Annotated in this window: 13 protein-coding genes; 4 read left to right on the forward strand and 9 right to left on the reverse strand. The window is 71.9% G+C overall.

Annotation, left to right across the window (positions count from 1 at the left end; translation table 11 throughout):
• Positions 1-52: 52 nt before the first annotated feature.
• The 8 genes from HEP85_RS29625 to HEP85_RS29660 all read right to left on the reverse strand — a co-directional run bounded on the left by HEP85_RS29625 (position 53) and on the right by HEP85_RS29660 (position 14,716).
• Entirely contained in the window at positions 53-391 is a 339-nt protein-coding gene (locus HEP85_RS29625) for a hypothetical protein (RefSeq protein ID WP_168524955.1), read from the reverse strand.
• Between the two features lie 758 nt (positions 392-1,149).
• Positions 1,150-1,908 carry a hypothetical protein gene (locus HEP85_RS29630; protein ID WP_248002119.1) on the reverse strand — a complete coding sequence of 253 codons (759 nt, stop codon included), beginning with the start codon at positions 1,906-1,908 and terminating at the stop codon, positions 1,150-1,152.
• A 7-nt stretch (positions 1,909-1,915) separates the two neighbouring features.
• Positions 1,916-6,682 (reverse strand): putative T7SS-secreted protein, encoded by a 4,767-nt coding sequence (locus HEP85_RS29635; RefSeq protein WP_168530620.1) that lies wholly within the window; start codon positions 6,680-6,682, stop codon positions 1,916-1,918.
• Positions 6,683-6,684: 2 nt separating this feature from the next.
• The gene (locus tag HEP85_RS29640) at positions 6,685-7,344 is read right to left on the reverse strand and encodes a hypothetical protein (RefSeq protein ID WP_168530621.1); all 660 of its coding nucleotides are present in this window, start codon (positions 7,342-7,344) and stop codon (positions 6,685-6,687) included.
• A complete protein-coding gene (locus HEP85_RS29645) occupies positions 7,341-7,763 on the reverse strand; it encodes a hypothetical protein (protein ID WP_211118089.1) in 423 nt (140 codons plus the stop codon). The genes HEP85_RS29640 and HEP85_RS29645 overlap by 4 nt, the downstream gene beginning before the upstream one ends.
• A 137-nt stretch (positions 7,764-7,900) precedes the next feature.
• Complete coding sequence (locus HEP85_RS29650; protein ID WP_369658138.1) at positions 7,901-9,607, reverse strand: hypothetical protein; 1,707 nt, start codon at positions 9,605-9,607, stop codon at positions 7,901-7,903.
• A gap of 103 nt (positions 9,608-9,710) precedes the next feature.
• Entirely contained in the window at positions 9,711-10,130 is a 420-nt protein-coding gene (locus HEP85_RS29655) for a molybdopterin-binding protein (protein WP_168530622.1), read from the reverse strand.
• A 245-nt stretch (positions 10,131-10,375) separates the two neighbouring features.
• Positions 10,376-14,716, reverse strand: coding sequence for a molybdopterin-dependent oxidoreductase (locus tag HEP85_RS29660; RefSeq protein ID WP_369657896.1), 4,341 nt, complete (start codon positions 14,714-14,716; stop codon positions 10,376-10,378).
• Positions 14,717-14,964: 248 nt separating this feature from the next.
• Here HEP85_RS29660 and HEP85_RS29665 point away from each other — a divergent pair, with 248 nt between their 5' ends.
• The 4 genes from HEP85_RS29665 (at position 14,965) to HEP85_RS29680 (ending at position 17,858) form a co-directional block, all read left to right on the forward strand.
• Positions 14,965-15,354 carry a cell division protein SepF gene (locus HEP85_RS29665; protein ID WP_168530623.1) on the forward strand — a complete coding sequence of 130 codons (390 nt, stop codon included), beginning with the start codon at positions 14,965-14,967 and terminating at the stop codon, positions 15,352-15,354.
• A 92-nt stretch (positions 15,355-15,446) separates the two neighbouring features.
• A complete protein-coding gene (locus HEP85_RS29670; RefSeq protein WP_329527614.1) occupies positions 15,447-16,670 on the forward strand; it encodes an ATP-binding protein in 1,224 nt (407 codons plus the stop codon).
• 155 nt (positions 16,671-16,825) lie between these two features.
• Complete coding sequence (locus HEP85_RS29675; RefSeq protein ID WP_168530625.1) at positions 16,826-17,143, forward strand: nucleotide pyrophosphohydrolase; 318 nt, start codon at positions 16,826-16,828, stop codon at positions 17,141-17,143.
• A gap of 238 nt (positions 17,144-17,381) precedes the next feature.
• Positions 17,382-17,858, forward strand: a complete 477-nt coding sequence (locus tag HEP85_RS29680) for a DUF6099 family protein (RefSeq protein WP_168530626.1) — start codon at positions 17,382-17,384, stop codon at positions 17,856-17,858.
• A 312-nt stretch (positions 17,859-18,170) separates the two neighbouring features.
• Here HEP85_RS29680 and HEP85_RS29685 read toward each other — a convergent pair whose 3' ends face one another.
• Entirely contained in the window at positions 18,171-19,094 is a 924-nt protein-coding gene (locus tag HEP85_RS29685) for an LLM class F420-dependent oxidoreductase (protein ID WP_168530627.1), read from the reverse strand.
• Positions 19,095-19,287 lie beyond the last annotated feature (193 nt).

Raw genomic sequence — 19,287 nt, forward strand, 5'->3', positions numbered from 1 at the left:
CTGGTCCGAAGGTCACCCGGGCACCGGCCGAGGCCGCGTGCGCAGCCGTCCGTCACCCGTTCCCGTAGTCCTCGACCAGTTCGCCGATGAGCGAGAGCAGGGCGTCGGCTCTGTGGCGGTCCTCGTGCTGACTCCGCAGGCTGTGGTCGAGCCGCCGGAGCCTGGCCAGGGCGGCCGGATCCCGGCGTCTCACCTCGTCAGGCGTGTTCCACAGCCAGGGCCCGCTGCCGAAGGTGTCGAGAAGGAACCCGCCGCGTTCCTCGACGTTCGCGTACTGCGCGACGCGCACATGGAAGTCCCTGAAGTCGAAGCGCGGGGCGAGGCGCAGGGGAGCGCCCGTCACCGTCGCGGTCCGGTCGTCGTCGATGGTGATTCTCATGGTGGATGCCACGTCATCTGACCTTCTCTGCGGGAGGCATGTAGCCGTTCTTGGCCGGAATCCCGCCCTCCACCACGTCCTCTTCTTCGCCGCTCGGCGAGCGCCCCATTCGGCTGCCGCACGGTGTCCTCCGGCCCTGGTTGCTGATGGGACCGCAGAGGGGGACGCGCAGGAACAAGGGGCGGTTCTTTGGGGCGTCGTAAGACGGCAGGAGTGAACGGACACGGACTGCGGGCGGCATCGAGAACCGCCTCGCGTCACCCGCAGCGCTGTGACCACGCAAACGACGGGCGGCGTCGTGCGGGAACGCGGACGTGCGGACGACCGCCGCTCCTGACGAGGTTGCGGCTGAGCGCTCCCCGTCCGCCCAGAGCCGCGCGGAGCCGCGGGTGGGACGCGTAGTGGAAGCCTGTGAAGGGCTCTACGCGTGAACCGCGGGACGGATCGAGCGCCCCGGCCGGACTCGGAACCTCTCGAACAAGCGGACAGGGAGCCGGACTTGACCGGCCCCAGGATGGCGACGCACTCCACATGATGCGTCATCGAGATCACGTCACCGAGGCCGGGCGTCGCACCGTCGCAGGCCGGCGCGGGTGCCCGTCACATGGAGTGGCCTGGCGGACGCCCAGAGCGTCGAACGAGCGTCACGACCATCCCCGTCAGCGTTTCCGCCGCGCCGAGCGGGACTGACGGCGATCGCGTTCTCCTCGCCGATCTCCACCGCGTCCCGGCCGCCGACAACCGCTGGGAGCACCGCCACGGTTCCAAGGTCACCGGTTCCCGTAGCCCTCCATCAGGTTGCCGATGAGCGAGAGCAGGACGTCGGCGCGGCGCCGGTCCTCGCGCTGGGCGCGCAGGGCCTCGTCGGTCGCCCGGAGGCGGGCCAGGGCGGTCGGGTCGCCGTCTTCCAGGTCGTAGATCAGCGGCTGGGTGATCAGGTCCAGGCAGTCGGTGAGCAGGCGGCGGGTGGTGTCGGTCGGTGGGGTGGGGTCGGGGTCGGTGTACGCCGTGGTCAGGTAGCGGGCGGGGTCCGTGAGGCTCCAGCCGACGACGGTGCCGTGCTGGACGAGGAGTGCCACGTCCGGGGCGATGCCGATGCAGGCCTCCAACGGAGCGTCGAGGACGGCGGGGTCGCGCAGAGAAGTCAGCACGGCGTCTCCGGGGGCGCGGCACAGGAGCGCGCACATCTCGTGCCGGAAGTCCTTGGCCTCGACCGCGCGCAGTCCGCCCGGGCGCACCGCCAGGGTGAGCGGGAGGCGGGCCGCGTCCTCGGCCGAGGTGGACTCCTCCGGCAACTGGAGCTCGACAGCGACGAGTTGGCGGCCGGCCGGGTCGAAGCGGAAGACATCGGGCGCGTCCCACAGGCGGTGCTGGCTGCCGAAGGTATCCAGGACGAACCGCTCACGTTCCTTCGCATCCGCGTAGCGCACGACGCGTACGGAGTCGCCGTCGAAGCGGGGGGTGATGTGCAGCGGATCGTCCGTCACCATGGCGTGCCAGCCGCCGTCGAACGACAGTTTCATGGTCATCCTTGCCTCATCTGATCCGCACCGCGGGGGCCAGGTTGCCGCCCTTACCGGGAATTCTGCCCTCCACGATGTCCTCGTGCGTCACCGGTGGACCGGGGTCGGTGGGCCTGCCGCCCAGTGCCTGCGCTCCGGAGTCGCCCTTGACACCTGACGGACCGTACGCCGTGACAGCCTGACCCTGGGTGCTGCCGGGCCCCTCGGTCACGACGATGTCCTCGCCCTGCCGGAACGTGAGCCTTCCGGCCGTGCCCGTCGACTGGTACACCGCGTCCGGGTTCTTCAGGATCTCCAGAACCCGTTCGTCGCTCATACCGTGCATCGTGTCCCCGTGGTAGTCGACGTGCTTCCTGACCTCGCCGTTTTGAGCCCTGTCGATGACCCCGTCCACGATCTTGTCGAGTCGCTTCTTGGCCCTCTCCTCCTTCGTGTAGTTGGGCATCAGGCCCAGCGGGTCGCACCCCGTGAGCGGGTTGTCCACGTAGCTGACGGGGTTCGGCGCGGGAGCGAGGCCGAGGGGGTCCGGGGAGGTGTAGCGCCCGGTCTCCGGGTCGTAGTGCCGGAAGAAGTTGTAGTGGAGGCCGGTCTCGGAGTCGTAGTACTGGCCGGGAAAGCGGAGAGGGGTGTACGTGATGCCGTCGCGGGCCCATGCGGTGGCGCCCCACAGTGCGGACCGGGAGCGCCACGCGATGCCGCCGGACTCGTCGATCAGTTCGGTGGGGGTGCCGACGAGGTCCGTGGCGATGGCGAAGAAGCGGCGGTCGATCTCGCTCTGCCGGTCATCGGCGGTGAGGATGCGCTCGGTCTGCGCCAGGGGTATATGGCCGCGGTGGTCCCAGGTGAGGGCCACCGGGTTCGGCTGGTCCATTCCGTGACTGGTCTGTTCGCACAGGGTCAGGCCGTCCCAGGTGAAGCGGGTCTCCTCGTCCACGCCCGCGCCGTCCGCCGCCAGGCGCTGCTTCGCCGTACGACGGCCCAGCGGGTCGTAGCGGTACCTCCAGCGGGTCCCGTCGGGGGTGGTGACGGAGGTGAGCCGGTTCTCCGTGTCCCACTCGTAGCGCCAGGTGTCGGGCTTGCGGGACAGCCGGGTCTTCTGGCGCAGGGTGACGCGGCCGAGGGCGTCGTACTCGAAGCGGACGTCTCCGGCGCGGGTGACACGGGTCCCGTCGTACGCGCGGGGGCCGGCCGACTCGCTGCCGGGGTGGCTGTCGGGCCAGGAGGCGGACGTCTGGTTGCCCGTGTCGTCGTACGCGTACCGCTCCGTCCAGGCCGGGGCGTGGACGGCGGTCACCCTGCCCATCGGATCCATGTCGAACGTACGGGTCCCGGAAAGCCGGTCGGCGACGGAGAGCAGGTGTCCGTCGGCGTGGTAGGCGTAGGCACGGCTGTTGACGGCGCGGGCTCCGGCGGTGAAGTGCTGCGTGGCGAGCCGGCCGGCCTCGTCCCAGGCCGACGTCACGGTGAGCGCGTCCCCGAAGGCACGGGCCAGTTCGCGGCCCGCGGCGTCGTGAGTGAAGGTGATGTGCTGTCCACCCGTGTCCAGTCGGGCGGGGAGGCCGTCGGAGTCGTAGGCGTAGGACGTGACATGGCCGGTGGGGGTGGTCCGACGGACGCGCCGGCCCTGGGCGTCGTAGGAGTAGAGCATCGGGCGGCCGTCCACCAGTTCCGTCTTGACGCGCCCGTCGCGGTCGTACTGGTAGCGCAGTTCGCTGTCGGGTCCTACCGCCTCCAGGAGGCGGCCCGCCCGGTCGTACGCGTAGGTCGTCACCCGGCCGTCGACGGTCTTGCCGAGCACCTGGCCGAGTGAGTCGCGCTCGAAGGAGATGGTGCCGCCGAGGACGTCGGTCCTGGCGGCGAGACGGTCGGCGGCGTCCACCCGGTAGGTCAGGGTGCGCCCGTCGAAGTCGGTCTCGGAGACGATGTTGCCGACCGCGTCGTACGCGTACGTCCAGCTCGGGCCCCGCGGGCCGGTGACCCGGGTGAGGCGGAGGTCGGCGTCGTGCTCGAACTCGTAACGGCCGCCGTCGGGACGGGTGGTGGCGAGCGGAAGGTCGAAGTGGGTGTATTCGTAGCGCGTGACGGCTCCGACGGCGTCGGTGTGGGCCGTGCAGTTGCCCTCGCCGTCGTAGGTCCATGACTCGTTCGCACCGTCCGGGCCGGTGCGGCGGGCGAGTCGGCCGTCCGCGTTCCACTCCAGGCGGGTGACGCCGCCCGTTCGGTCGGTCGTACGGACCGGGCGGCCGAGCCCGTCCCGCTCGGTGCGGGTGGTGGCGCCGGACGGATCGGTCACCGCTATGGTCCGTCCCGCCGCGTCGCACCTGACGCGCGTCGTGTTCCCGAGGGTGTCGGTCACCGCGGTGAGCCGTCCGGCGTCGTCGTAGGACATGCGGGTGGTGTGTCCGGCCGGATCGATGAGCGACGTGCGGTTGCCGAGTTCGTCGTAGGCGTACGTCCTGCGGGAGCCGTCCGGGCCGACGGTCTCCACCGGCAGCCCGAACGGGCCGCGTACGAGGCGTAGTTCGCCGCCGTCCGGTCCGGTGACCGTGAGCGGACGACCGTCCTCGTCGTACGTGAAGGCGGTGGTGGCGCCCAACGGGTCGGTACGGGACAGCAGTTCGCCGCCCGAGCCGTAGCGGAAGCGGGTCGTGCGGCCGAGCGCGTCGGTGGTGGCCAGGACACGGCAGCCGGGGCCGATCAGGTGCCGGGTGGCCCGGCCGTCGGCGGTGGTCAGAACGGTCGTCCGGTGTCCGGTCCCGGCGTCCGGTCCGGTGTAGGCCAGGGTGATCTGGACGTGCCCCGCCGCACCGCCCTCGGCGATGACGCGGTCGTGGTCGTCGTAGACGTAGTCGTAGCGGTGCCCGTTGGAGTCGATCCAGGCGATGACGCGGCGGCGGTCGTCGTAGAGGAACGTGGTGACGGCGCCGGAAGGCAGGGTGACGGTGGTGAGGTTGCCGTCCTCGTAGCCGTAGCCCACCACCGGCAGGTCCGCACCGTTCTCGCCCGCGCCGGGCACGGACAGGGCGGTGACCCGCCCGTCGACGGCCGACAGCCGCAGCTGGTGGCCCGCCGAGTGGACGAGGGCCAGCGGCAGACCGTCCTCGGCGCGGTCGACCGTGACGGTGTGGCCGCCCCGTTCGGTGATGCCGGACAGCCAGGCCGTGCCGTCGCCGCCCGGATCGCCGCCGGCCGGGGCCGTGAAGTGGCGGGTCGGACCCGCGTCGGGTTCGGTGAGTGTGTAGTCGCCGCCGGCGTCCCGGGAGAGGAGCGTGCGGAACCGGCCCGAGTGCGGCCGGGTGGGCAGGCCGGGGACCGGATGCGGGTACGGGACGAGGAGTCCGTCGGCGGTGACATGGACGACACCGATCGCGTCGACCTCGAGACGCTCGTCGACGGTGGACGACCAGGCGGCCCCCAGGAAGCGGCCGGTCGCGCAGCCGGACTCGGTGCGGCGCGTGAAGACCAGCGGCAGGATGCCGGGTATCTCGAGGTCGGTCTGGGGCAGGAACATCCGGCCCGAGGCGAGGTCCACCGGGTCGGTGCCGTCGGTGAGGCGCTCGCCGTCCGGCCGGTGGTGGGTCCCGTCCGGGGCGTCGTCGACCAGCCTGCGCAGCCGCGCGGCCTCGGCGGCGTCCTCGGCGGCGCGCGCGCCCTTCACCGCGGCTCCGCCGCCGTCGGTGGCCACGGTCAGCACCAGGTCGGGTATGAGCCGGCCGAAGCCCTCGGCCGGGTCCTTCATGAAGTCCTTGACCATCTGGAGGCCGGTGCCGGCCGGGTCGTTGGCGGCGACGACCAGTCCGGCGGCGAGGCTGTTCAGGGACGTGGCGTACTCGGCCGGGTGCGTGAGGTTGTACGGGTCCATCGGGTCGACACTGCGGACGAAGTTGAGCAGCCCCGCCGTGCCCTTGATGAGGCCGCCGCCGACGTGGTCGCTCATGATCTGCAGCTCCTGGAGCCCGTCGCGCGCCTGCTCGGCGTAGGACGGCTTCTCCGGGGCCATGTCGCGGGCGGCGCGGACCGCCGTGCGCGCGGTCTCCGCCGCCGAGTTCCGCTGTTTGCGGGCCTCGGCGAGGAGGTCCTGAGCGTCCTTCATCAGCTTCTGACCGGGGTCGTCGAACGTCGCCGCGGGCTTGGGCGGGAGCGAGGCCGGATCGCGCTTGTCCGCGGGCTGCGCGTTGTAGCGGTCGACGGCGCTGTTGTAGTCGTCGACCTTCTTGCGGTGGGCGTCGGCGGCGCCCTCGGAAGCCTTGACGCCCTCCTTCCACTTGTCGATCGCCGTCTGCGCCTGTCCCTGCGCCCAGGTGACCGTGTCGGCGAACGCCTCGAGCGCGCCGATCGCCTTCACACAGGCTTCGCCGGCGGAGTACCACCTGTGCGGCTGGGTGCCGACCGCGGTGCGCAGCGCGTCGGCCGTTTCGCCCTTGAGCCGGGACGAGTCGAGGCCCCTGAGGCCGTCGCCGGTGTCGTCGAAGGACGACTCGAAGGCGCGGAGCTCCGCGGCGGTGGAGTTGATCTTTCCCGGACTGCCGTAGATCAGCTTGGTCTTGTCCTCGGTCTGCCCGAGGTCCATCTCGTCGACCTCGGCGCCCATCCGGTTGGCGACCGAACGGGACTGTTCACGCACCCAGTCCGCGCCGGACTCCCAGCCGACGTCGTCCAGGCGGTCGGCGGTCCAGTTGCCCGCGTCCTCGACCCGGTTTCCCGCCCACTCGACGCCGTCCTCGACCGCGTTCTCGACCGAGTCGGGCGTGAGGTCACTGATGAAGTCGCCTATACCCACGATCAGTTCCCCCCGGACTCACCCTGCGGCGGCTGTTCCTGCTGGGCGCGTTCGTCCGGCGAAGGCCCGAAGGTGTCGTCCAGCGCCTGGTTCCACTGGTCGTCGGAGATGCCCAGCGCGTGGTTGAGCACCTCCGACTGCCGGCCGCCCTGGCCCTCGGTGAGAACGGTGCGGCCGGTGTCCTTCCAGGTCTGCTCCATGTCGTGACCGGCCTTGTCGAACGACTCGGGGCTCCAGTCCGGGTTCAGGTAGTCCGGGGTGAAGATGTCCCCCCAGTCCTGCTTGGCGATGTCCTCCTCGCTCGCGTGCGGGTTCCCGCCGAACAGGGAGTTGGCGCCCACCTTGAGGGAGTCCCCGACGTACTGGTCCTCCTCCCACACGGTGCCCGCCGCGAGGCCCAGACGGTTCGCGATCGCGCTCGCGTCCCGCACCAGGGCGCGCACACCCCATTCCCAGCGCTCGCAGAAGTCCTCGAAGTCGACCGAGAGCCCGTGGTGCCCCGCCTCCATCCCGGTCATGGCCAGCCCCGAGAAGCCCTTTCCCATCACCGCGCCGGTGGGGCCGCCGAGTTCACCGAGCTGGTCGATCGTCGCCCCCATGCCCTGGGTGAACTTGGCGACCGACGCCTTGTCGAGATGCAGATCCGCTTCGTCGCCGCTCATGCCCGTGCCCCCCTCGTATCCGCACCCGCGCCCGCGTCGACGGCCACCGCGTCCGGCACGATGCCGACGACCGGCGGGAAGAACATCGACCCGTCCTCGGTGGCGATGTCGACGGCGAGACCGGCGGGTTCGCCGAGCGCGGGCACGATCTCGTCGACGATGCGCGCGCCCAGCAACGCCGCGTAGTCCATGGGCTGGTCGCCGGACGCGTGACGCAGGGCGAACCTGGCCAGCGCGATCTCGTCGGTGAACCCGCAGATCCACCGCACTCCGCCCGAACGCACCGACCAGAGACCTCCGTCGGCCACCGGCACGAGAAGGACCGAGCGCCGCATCTCGCCGACCAGCGCACGGGGGTCGTCGCCTCCCGTCCTCCGCTCGGCGATGCGCTCCGCTAGCGCCGCCTTGGGCTGCTGCACGGTTTCCTCCCCGGTCCCAGGTGACAGATCGCAGGCCTTGGGTGACTGATCGCACCATAGGGCGGGACGCGTGGGAAGGAGGGGACGGTTCTCGTTCTCGTGGAGGCTCGTACGGTCGGACGGAACCTGTCGCGGGGCTAACGGCTGCTCGTGGGTGTCAGCCGGATGTCCGTGCTGGACAGCGTCATGGGTGAGGCGGAGACCGCCCGCAGGCGGATGCGTACTCCGGTGCCGGGGAGGGTGAACTTGCCGTCGGGCGGCAGGATCTCGTAGCGGGCCGAGGTGTGCCGGCCGAGGGTGGCAGGGCCGGAGGCGATGGACCAGTAGCGGCCCATGCCCTGGCCGGTGGTGAGGGTGAAGTGCGGACTGAGGGCCGTGTCGCCGAGGTTGGTGACGCGCACGGTGAGCGCCGTCACGGCCTTCGTGGCCCGGCGCGCCCCGACGAGCTCCATCCGCAGGGGCGGCGAGCCCGTCACGGCCAGGGTCGTCGCGACCAGGGCGGGGGCCAGCAGGAGCACGGCCGCGGCGATGCGCGCCCCCTGCCGGCGCGGGCCGCGCAGCAGGGCCGGCCGGGGCTGCCAGGCGGCGGCGAAGGCCTGTGGGGGCGCGGTGACGGCGGCGGCCAGCCACAGCGGCGTCATCATCAGGTAGTAGCCGTCCTGGGAGCGCGTCGCCACGTAGAACGCGCACCAGGGCAGCACCGTCGCCGCGGGCCCGAGCCGTCGTACGAAGAGCACGAAGAGCCCCAGCAGACCCGCGGCCAGGAGCAGACTCGCGTGCGAGTACCAGGCCAGCCGGCCGCTGCCGTCCGTGAAGTAGAGCGAGACGCCGACCAGGCCCTGGCCGTGGATGTTCGCCTTCTGGGTGAGGGGCAGCACGATCCCCTCGAACCAGGTACGCGGCTCGCTCACGATGAAGTACGCGTTGATCAGCAGCCAGGTCGTGGCGGCCACGCCGACGATCCTGCCCACGGCCATCGCGGCACCACGCGGGCCGAGATCGGCTCGGCGCAGGGCGTGGACGCCGGCCAGCAGGAACGGTGTGAGGAACCACGGCAACTGCTGGGAGGCGCAGGCCGCGCCCAGGCACACCGCCCGCGCCCAGTCGCCCCGGCCGCCGTACCCCATGCGGGGCCAGCCCACCACCACCGGGACGAGGAAGGCACAGGCGACGATCGCCGGGTAGCCGAGCCGGGCGTACGCCGGCAGCAGACCGAGACCGAGACAGACCAGCGTGGCCGCCGAGCGCCACTGCACGGGCAGCATGCGCCACATCACGATCGTGGCCGCGATCAGGGCCACCGTACTGACCAGGACCGCCGGAGCCGCCCCTTGGCCGACCCACAGCAGGGGCGCGGTGAGCAGCAGGGGCAGCGGCGGATAGCCGTACGTGAAGTCGTAGCCGCCGGTCATCGTCGGGGTGAGGGCGACGCCGTGCTGGGAGAAGAGCCACGGCCACGGCTGCCCGTAGACATGATGACCGGCGACGAACTCACGCGCGGCCTGCGCGGTGAGGGCCGATTCGTCACCGCCCCCGTGGTACATGGCGTACCCGCACACGGCGAGCGTCACCGCCGTCACCAGGACGACGAGGTCGAGGCGGGCCAGCGTGCGGGAGCGGCGGGCGACCAGGGTCAGCACGCCGGTCACCAGGATCGAGGCGTAGCAGACGGAGATGACCGCCGCGACGGGGAGCCGATGGCTCGCCGCCGCCGTCCACATCGGGCGGGCGCCGATGAAGAGGCTGATGTCGGCGAGCAGGGTCAGCACGCGGTGCCACTGCGCGGGCGCCTCTTCCGAAGGCGCCTCGGTACGGGCCCGTAGGCGGATGGTCGACGGCCTCATGTCTGCCAAGTACACAGGTTTGGACGGTAATTCCCGCAGTTGAGGGGCGTGACGGCGGACGTGAAGAGTCCGGTGTGAGGGCGGTAAGAAGCGCGTCGGCGGCTCATGCGTTGGAGAGGGAGACCTCGGTGGACTTGATGAGCGCCACGACCGCGGAGCCTGCTGCGAGGCCCAGTTCGGTGGCGGCGTCCCTGGTGATCGCGGAGGTCAGTTCGGCCCCCGCGACCGCGAGCTTGACGCGGGCCATCGCGCCGCCGGTGGCGACGTCGGTGACCGTGCCGGGGAGCTGGTTGCGGATGCTCACCCCCTCGACCGGGCCGGTGGCCAGGGACACCTCCGTCGACTTGACCAGGGCGCGGACCACGGAGCCCTTGGCGAGGCCCAGGTCCTCGACGGCCTCCGTGGTGATGGCCGCGGTCAGGTCCTGGCCGCCGTCGAGACGGAGCCTGACCGTCGCCATCACCTCGCCGGAGGTGACGGAGGTGACGGTGCCGGGGAGCTGGTTACGGATGCTCAGGCTCATGGGTGCGCCTCGATTGCGGTCCGGATGGTCGGTTTTCGGCAATTATGTGTGCCGCACGCCGTGCGGGGTGGACGCCACGGCCCGTGTCTCCCGCGCATCGCGGATGTATTGCCCGCACCAGCCTCTTGGTCCGGCTTGCCGCGTTCAATGTATTTGAGGTGTTCGCCTTGTTCTCACCATCTGCGCCTATTCGTGCGTGATGACCCGTATCCCTCATGCCCGCATGCCGCGACGAGTCCGCCTCGTCAGTACACGTCCCGTACATACCGTTTGTCCGCCGCGAGCTGTCTGACGTGGGCGGCGGCCTCCGCCTCGCCCAGGCCGCCGTGCGCGACCGCGATGTCCCGCAGCGCCCGGTCGACGTCCTTGGCCATCCGCGAGGCGTCTCCGCACACGTAGAAGCGGGCGCCGCCCTGGAGCCAGTGCCAGAGTTCGGGCCCGTGTTCGCGCATCCGGTCCTGCACATAGACCTTGGTGCGCTGGTCACGCGAGAACGCCGTGTCGAGGCGGCTGAGAGTGCCGTCGTCGAGCAGCGCGGTCAGTTCACGCTCGTAGGAGAAGTCGGTGGCGCGGTGCTGCTCGCCGAAGAAGAGCCAGTTCGGTGCACGGTGCCCGAGCGCCCGTCGCTCCTCGAGGAAGCCTATGAACGGCGCGATTCCGGTGCCGGGTCCCACCATCACCATCGGGGTCGTCGCGTCCGCCGGGGGCCTGAAGTGCGGCGACCGCTGGACGAAGACCGGCACCCGCGCCCCCGGCCCGGCATCGGCCAGGAAGGACGAGCACACCCCGCCGCGCGGCCGGCCGCCCGGATTCTCGTAGCGCACGACGGAGACGGTCAGGGCGACCAGGTGCGGATCGACGAGCGGAGTGGACGAGATCGAGTACAGCCGGGGCCGCAGCCGGCTGAATACCCCTGCCCACTCGCGTGCCGAGGCGCGCACCGGATGAGCGGACACCACGTCCACGGACTGCCGGCCCCACGACCACCGCGCCAGCTCGCCCTTGTTGTCCGGCCGTAGGAGCTTCCTCAACTCCCGCCCGTCCCTGGTTCGTTCGCCGACGAAGCGCAGCAGGTCCGAGGTGATCCGTGTGATGTCCAGATGACGCAGGAGCGCTTCCTCGAAGGGCAACTCCCCGACGCCCGTGATCTCGACCGGGGTTGGCCCGGGTGCTCCGGTGACCTCCAGCCACTCGGCGACGAGGCGGCGCGAGTTGACGGGTCGTACGCCGAGAGCGTCCCCCGCCTCGTACGTCAGCGGGCTTTCGCTCTCCCGGGTGTCGAAGGTGAACCGGCGGACTTCCTTGGCGGCGCCGGGCAGGCTGAGCAGACGGTTGCCGGTGAGGAGGGCGGTGCCGGCGGCCGGCCCCGAGCGGGTCGCCCGGGACGCCTTCGGCGGCTCCGCGTCCTCGCCGGGCACGGGCACGGGTACGGGCACGGGTACGGGCACGGTCCCTGCGTCGAACGCGGGCACGGCTCCCGCGCCGGGGCCGGGCTCCGTTCCCGTGCCGAGGTGCGGCTCCGCTCCCGTGCCGAGGCCCGACTCCGCTCCCGTGCCGAGGTGCGGCTCCGCTCCCGTGCCGAGGCCCGACTCCGCTCCCGTGCCGAGCGCGGTGAGGATCCGCTCCAGCCAGCCGTCCGCGGACGGCTCGTACTCCGGTTCGCAGTCCGTACGGGGAGCGAGCCGTACGGCGCCCAACTCGTCCAGTCGCGCGTCGAGTCGACGGCCGTGCCCGCAGAAGTCGTCGTACGAGGAGTCGCCGAGCGCCAGCACGGCGTAGCGCACCCCGTCCAGGCGCGGGGCCCGCTTCCCGGACAGTGTGTCCCACAGGCCGGACCCGTTGTCGGGCGCGTCGCCGTCCCCGAACGTGCTGGTGACGAAGAGCAGATCGGCGCCGCGGGTGAGCGAGCCGACGTCCGCCTCGTCCATCCCGACCAGCCGTGTCCGGTGGCCCTGCGCGCCGAGCCGCTCGGCGGCGGACGCCGCGCACTCCTCAGCGTTCCCGGTCTGCGAGGCCCACAGCACCACGACCTCGCGGGCCGCCGAGGTCGATACCGATGTCGTAGCCGGTGTGGGAGCCGTTGCCGATACCGGTGCCGGTGTGGGGACGGCCGGGGGTGCGGAGCGGGAGTACATGCCGGCGAGCGCGCCGTTGACCCAGAGCGCGTGGTCGGGGGTGAGGGGAGCGTCCGGCGGGAGGACGGGTACGCCGGGCAGGCCGGAGCCGAGCCCGGCCAGGAAGCCGGTGAGGTACTGACGTTCGGAGGAGGACAGGACGGGCGGTGGCGCGGGCTCCAGACCGAAGTCACGTGGAGAGACGCGTGGGGGTTGTGCGCCGGGGGGAGGGGCGGCGGGGCTCGCGTGCGCGACCGCGGGGCCCGTGTGGGCGACGGCGCCCCCTTCCTCGACGGGATCCCTCCGCTCCACGGCGGCCGCGCCACGCGTCCGCGTCAGCGACACCGCGCACACCTTGAACTCCGGCTGGAACGACACCGGATCCACCGCGTCACCGGTCACCGCGTTGATGCTCAGGTACTCCCCGAACAGGTCGTTCCAGTGGAAGGGCGCGAACACGCACCCCGGCAGCACCCGGTCCGTCACCACCGCGGGGAGCACCGCCCGTCCTCGCCGGGAGGCGACCTCCACCGAGTCTCCCTCCCCGATCCCGAGGGACTCCGCGTCCCGCGGGTGCAGTTCCACGAACGGGCCGGGATTCAGCTTGTTGAGCTTCGCCACCCTCCCGGTCTTGGTCAGCGTGTGCCACTGGTGCGGCAGCCGCCCGGTGTTGAGAACGAACGGGAAGTCGTCGTCGGGCATCTCGGCGGGCGGCAGATGCGGCCGTGCGTGGAACACCGCCCGCCCGCTCGCGGTGGGGAACGACAGTTCCGCGCCCTGCCGGTAGCGGATCGGGTTGCGCCGCGGCCCGTCCGCCTCGGCGACGGGCCACTGCACGGGCCCGCCCCGCAGCCGCTCGTACGACGCACCCCGCAGATCCCACCCGGTCCTCGGGTTCCAGGCCCGCTTGATCTCCTCGAAGACCTGCTCGGCGCTCTCGTACGAGAACCCCTCCTCGTAGCCCATCGCGCGCGCGACCGCCGCGATGACGCGCCAGTCCGCCATCGCCTCGCCGGGCGGGTCGACGGCCGGCCGGGCCAGGGTGAGCGTGCGCTCGCTGTTGACGAGGACGCCCTCCGTCTCCGTCCACAGCGCGCCGGGCAGGACGACATCGGCGTACGCGTTGGTCTCGGTCTCGGCGAACACGTCCTGGGTGACGACGAATTCGGCGGCCTCCAGCGCCTCGACGACCGTGCGGCGGTTGGCGACGGAGGCGACGGGGTTGGTGCAGATGATCCAGCAGGCCTTGATGTCGCCGTCGGCCATCCTCCGGAACATCTCGACGGTGCCCCGCCCCACCCCGTCCTCGCGGATGGTCCCCTCCGGCAGCCCCCACAACTCCTCGACGAAGGCCCGCTCGTCGTCCACCAGCACCGACCGCTGTCCTGGCAGCCCCGGCCCCATGTATCCCATCTCGCGCCCGCCCATGGCGTTGGGCTGCCCGGTGAGGGAGAACGGCCCGCTGCCCGGACGGCAGATGGCACCCGTCGCGAGGTGCAGGTTGACCAGGGCGTTGGTGTTCCAGGTGCCGTGCGTGGACTGGTTGAGCCCCATCGTCCAGCAGCTCGTCCACTCGCCGGCCTCGCCGATCAGCCGCGCCGCCGTCCGGATGTCCTCCTCGGGGATGCCGGTGATCCCGGCGACCACGGCGGGCGGATAGCCGGCGAGGAACGCGGGCATCGCCTCCCAGCCCTCGGTGTGCCGGGCGATGAACGCGGCGTCCGTGTGCCCGCCCTCGTGCAGCAGGTACAGCAGTCCGTTGAGCAGCGCGAGGTCGGTGCCCGGACGGATCGGCAGGAACAGATCGGCCTTCGCCGCGGTCGCGGTACGCCGCGGATCGACGACGATCAGCCGGGCGCCCGCCTTGACGCGCTCCATGAGCCGCAGGAACAGGACGGGATGACAGTCGGCCATGTTCGAGCCGATGACCAGGAAGACGTCGGCGCGGTCGAGATCGTCGTACGAGCCCGGAGGCCCGTCGGCGCCGAGGGACAGTTTGTATCCGGCGCCCGCGCTCGCCATGCACAGCCGGGAGTTCGACTCGATCTGGTTCGTCCGTACGAAGCCCTTGGCCAGTTTGTTCGCCAGGTACTGCGCCTCCAGGCTCATCTGCCCGGAGACGTAGAACGCGACGGCGTCCGGGCCGTGCTCGTCGATGATCGCGCGCAGCCGCCCGGCGGTCTCGGCGAGCGCCGCGTCGACGGACACGGGCTTCGCCTCCTCGCCGCGCCCCGCCCGCCGGAGCGCCGTGGTCAGCCGGCCGGGCGCGGCGAGCATGTCGGCCGTCGTCGCGCCCTTGGTGCACAGCCGGCCCGAGTTCGCGGGGTGCGCCTTGTCGCCGGACGCCTTCAGGACCGTACGCCGTCCGTCGGGACCCGCGCCGATGTCGAGGACCAGACCACAGCCGACACCGCAGTACGAGCAGACGGTCCGCACCCGCGCGGTGCCGGCCTGCGGACCCTGTGCCGTCACGGACGGCCCCTCTCGTCTCTCGCCGGTACCCGATGCGGCCGAGCGTACGAATTGCCCGTTACGTCGATGTCACGGCCCTTGATCGCGAGGGGTTACGCGCGCTGCACAGCCGGACGAAGGGCCGTGTGAGGCCCCGGAAATGACGGCCCGTGGAGTCGCGGACCGTGTCGCTGTTGGGCCGAACGGGTGACCATGCGTAAGAATTGCCCGGTGCAGACAATGAGTGCGAGCCAGGACGGGGTGGGCCAGTGAGCGGCCACGACGTCACCGACGAGCAGTGGGAAGGGCTCGCCCAGGTCGTTCCCCTGCGGGGCCGGGACGCGTGGCCCTCGGCGGTGAGCCACCGGTCGATGCCCGAGGCCCCGACCGAGACGCGGCGCCGCTTCGTGGTCCTGCGGGTCAATGTGTTCGCGGACGCCCGCGACGTCGCCGAGACGCTGATGTCCGGCATCCCCGTCCTGCTGGACCTGACCGGCGCCGAGACCGAGGTCGCCAAGCGGGTGCTGGACTTCAGCACCGGAGTGGTCTTCGGGCTCGCGAGCGGAATGCACCGGGTCGACCGGAACGTGTTCCTGCTGACACCGCCCGGAACCGAGGTGCGGGGGCTGATGGAGGGCGCGGGCGTTCCCGGGGTCTGAACCGGGCGATACGGAGGGCGCGGTTCCCTCGATCGTAGGAAGGTCATCGGGGTGTAACGGTTCCCCTGGGGGCGGGGTCCTACCGTCCACATATGACCCTGTCATCTCTGGCGGCCGAGTCCCCCGCCCAGGTCGAGTCGCCCCACGCCCAGGCCGAACCGTACGGCGACCCCGCCGCGCCGCCTCCCGACCGGCCCGGCGTCACCGAGCTGCGGCTCGCGGCCTTCGCGGCGCACCGGCGCGCCCGGTTCCCGCTCGGACCGTTCACCCTCTTCGCGGGGCCCAGCGGCAGCGGCAAGTCCGCCGTCCTGCGCGCGTACGAGGCGCTGGCGCGGCTCGGCGGCGGCGCCGAACTGGGCGAGGTGTTCCCGGACCCGGTCGCCTGCGTGCCCGAGCGGGCCCGGCCCGACGCCCAGCGGCGCCGCGGCTTCCGTATCGGCTGCACGGTCGACGGCCCGCAAGGACCCGTACGGCTCGATGTCGCCGTACAGGCCGAGCCCGAACTGCGCATCGTCGGCGAACGGCTCTCCGCCGGCGGGCTGACCCTGCTGGAGACGGCGCTGCGGGACCCGGGGCGCCCCGTGGTCCAGGCGGCCTGGCACACGGCGGGCTCGTCCGCCGTCACCCGGGGCCCGCTCCCCGACGACCGCCTCGGCACCGCCCTGCTGCCGCTGCGCCTCGCGGGCCGGACGGCGGGGGAGCGCCAAGTCCTCGCCGCCGCCGAGCAGATGGTCGTCGCCCTGCGCTCCGTGTACGCCTGCGACCCGAGCCCGCGGCGGATGCGGGCCGCCACCCCGCTCGGCGCGGGCCGGCTGCTCCGGGGCTGCGACAACCTCGCGGACGTCCTGTGGCGGACCCGCTCGGAGTGCGGCCACCGGTACGCGCACCTGGTCGCGGCGGTCCGGGCCGGATGCGCGGGACCCGTCGCGGACGTCCTGGCCGAGCCGCTCGGCGACGGTACGGTCCGCGCGCTCCTCGACCGCGGCGACGGCGTCCGTACGCACCTCGGGCTGCTCGGGGACGGTGAGTTGAGGTATCTGGCGCTGGCCCTGGTGCTGCTCACCGGCCCCGGGGTGCTGGAGGTCGACCCGGTGGGGGAGGTCCCGGCCGCGTTGCAGACGCTGACCGTGCTGGCCGACGGTCTCGACCGCGGGCTGGACGTCCGGCAGGCCGGTGAGCTGGTCAGGCTGGCGGCGCGGATGTGCGAGCGGGGGCACATCCGGCTGGTGGGTGCGGTGAGCGATGCCGTCCGGGTGTGCGGGGCCGATGGGCTGGACGGGGTGGAGGGCGTCACGGTGGTAGACCTGACGCCGTGAGCGAGAGCGGAAGCGAAAGCGAGAATCCGGCTGCGGCTGCGGCTGCGGCTGCGGCTGCGGGTACGGGTACGGGCGCCGGCGCCGGCGCGGGTACGGGCGCGGTCGTCGGTGTCGGGGCAGGGGCCGGTACGGGTGCCGGCGCCGGCGGGCTTGACGTGCCGAAGCTGCAGCACCGGCTGGCCGCGTTCGCGGCCGCACGGAACTGGCAGCCGTACCACACCCCGAAGAACCTGGTCGCCGCGCTGAGCGTGGAGGCGTCCGAACTGGTCGAGATCTTCCAGTGGTTGACCCCCGAGGAGTCGGCGCGGGTCATGGACGACGCGGACACCGCGCACCGTGTCACGGACGAGGTGGCGGACGTCCTGGCCTATCTCCTGCAACTGTGCGAAGTGCTCGGTATCGACGCGCTGGCGGCGCTCGACGCGAAGATCGACCGGAACGAGCGGAGGTTCCCGGCGCCCGAGGGACCGTAGCGGAGTGGCCGTGGCGGGGGCCCGGTGCGGGGGCGACACCTCCAGGGGACGGCTCCCGGGGCGAGCGTCCCACCCCCTTGTCACTCTCCGGAGTCGTTGAGTTGTCTACATTCGATTCTCTGTCCACAGATTTCGGGCTTCCTCTGGCTTTTCGTCGCGCGAGAACTCACTCTGGGTAGTGGACAAGGGAGTTCGGGCGGACGTGCGACCAGCGCGTCGGGACAGACGGGGGCAGCGCATGGAAGCGGTGCGGCTCATCGTGGTGAGCAGACGTGCCCTGGCCGGGAGCGGGGACATGGACGAGGTGGTGGCGGAGGCGTGGCAGGCGCAGGCACTCGCCCAGGCCATAGGCAGTCGCCTGGCCGTCTCGGGGCCACCCGAACTGCGGGGCGAGGCCCTCGGGCTGACCGAGCTGGCGGGGCGGGGATGCGGTGTCCTCGACGCGGCGCCGCGGGACATCGCGGATCTGCGCGCCGCCCGGCTCACCGAGTTGGGTGACGCCAGGGAGGCGCTTCTGTGTCTCGGGGGGCTTCTCGCCGAGGTCGGCATCGCCCTAGTCGGCGTCGCCTGCGCGGCGGACGAACAGGGGACGTACTGGCAGTGCATGGAGGCGATCGACGCGGCGGACGAGTCACGGGACCGGGTTCTGGAGATGCTGAGGCGGCTGGCCGACCGGGATCACGGGGTGGTGGAGCGGGGGTGGGCGACGGGGTAGGTTCTCGCCCCCGCCGCCCCTACCCTCCCCCAAGCTTTCGGCTTCGCTCGAGCAGGGGGGACCCCCATCGTCCCGTTCTGGGGCTCCGCCCCGGACCCCGGCAAGGGGCTCCGCCCCGGACCCCGCCAAGGGGCTGCGCCCCCTGGACCCCCGCCATCGCCCGAAGGGCTCGTCCTCAAACACCGGACGGGCTGAAAGACATGCCCCGGCCCGCACCATCAGCCCGTCCGGCGCTTGAGGACAAGGCCCTCAAGGCCGGAGCGGGGGTCTGGGGGCGGAGCCCCCAGACACGGACGCGTCCGCCCCAAACCCTCAACCCACCTGCGGCATCACCGCGGACGCGATCAGCTCCAGGTGATCCAGGTCGTCGAGGTCGAGCATCTGGAGATACATCCGCTGCGCGCCGACGCCCTGGAACTGGGCGATCCTCTCGACGACCTCCGCGGGCGACCCCGCGAGACCGTTCGCCTTCAGCTCCTCCACGTCACGCCCGATCGCGTCCGCCCGACGCTTCACCTCCAGGTCGGTCCTGCCGACGCAGGCGACGAGCGCGTTGGAGTACACCAGGTCGTCCCCGTCGCGTCCGGCCTCCGCGGCCGCCGCCCGCACCCGCTGGAACTGCCGCTCGGTGTCCTCGATGGAGGCGAAGGGCATGTTGAACTCGTCGGCGTACCGCGCCGCCAGTGCCGGCGTCCGCTTGGCCCCGTGACCGCCGATCAGGACCGGCACCTTCGGCTGTGCGGGCTTCGGCAACGCGGGGGAGTCCTTGAGCTGGTAGAACTTCCCCTCGTAGGTGAACCGTTCACCGACCGGCGTGTTCCACAGGCCTGTGACGACGGCGAGTTGTTCCTCCAGCCGGCCGAACTTCTCCTTGGGGAACGGAATCCCGTACGCCTCGTGCTCGGCCTCGTACCAGCCGGAGCCGAGTCCGAACTCCACCCGTCCGCCCGACATCTGGTCGACCTGCGCCACCTGGATGGCGAGGACGCCGGGGAGGCGGAAGGTGCCGGCCGTCATAAGGGTGCCCAGCCGGATCCGGTCCGTCTCGCGCGCGAGGCCGGCCAGTGTGATCCACGCGTCGGTGGGACCGGGGAGCCCGTCGACGGACCCCATGTGCAGGTAGTGGTCGGAGCGGAAGAAGGCACCGTAATGGAGGTCTTCGGCGGCCTTGGCGACGCGGAGCAGCGTCTCGTAGGTCGCCCCTTGCTGCGGTTCTGTGAAGACTCGAAGATCCATGTATCCATCATGCACCGGTCGCGTCAACCGTCCCACCTGGCACCGCTGTCACACCCGTAACCGATCGTGGCGATCCGGACACGCGGTGCCGTGACCGTCGGCCACCCCGTGTCCCCGGCAGTCCGGCGTGGGCCGCCACCAGCGAAAATTCCCGGCTCCGCCCGAGACGTTCGCTGTAGGTTGGGCAGGCGCG

It is taken from the genome of Streptomyces sp. RPA4-2, from assembly GCF_012273515.2.
Classification (GTDB): Bacteria; Actinomycetota; Actinomycetes; order Streptomycetales; family Streptomycetaceae; genus Streptomyces; species Streptomyces kaempferi.

Bases quoted from the DNA above. Each gene is read 5' to 3' on its own strand.
- HEP85_RS29630 (WP_248002119.1), bottom strand. From the start codon at position 1,908: ATGACCATGAAACTGTCGTTCGACGGCGGCTGGCACGCCATGGTGACG.
- HEP85_RS29640 (WP_168530621.1), bottom strand. From the start codon at position 7,344: ATGAGCGGCGACGAAGCGGATCTGCATCTCGACAAGGCGTCGGTCGCC.
- HEP85_RS29650 (WP_369658138.1), bottom strand. From the start codon at position 9,607: ATGAGGCCGTCGACCATCCGCCTACGGGCCCGTACCGAGGCGCCTTCG.
- HEP85_RS29655 (WP_168530622.1), bottom strand. From the start codon at position 10,130: ATGAGCCTGAGCATCCGTAACCAGCTCCCCGGCACCGTCACCTCCGTC.
- HEP85_RS29670 (WP_329527614.1), top strand. From the start codon at position 15,447: ATGACCCTGTCATCTCTGGCGGCCGAGTCCCCCGCCCAGGTCGAGTCG.
- HEP85_RS29680 (WP_168530626.1), top strand. From the start codon at position 17,382: ATGGAAGCGGTGCGGCTCATCGTGGTGAGCAGACGTGCCCTGGCCGGG.
- HEP85_RS29685 (WP_168530627.1), bottom strand. From the start codon at position 19,094: ATGGATCTTCGAGTCTTCACAGAACCGCAGCAAGGGGCGACCTACGAG.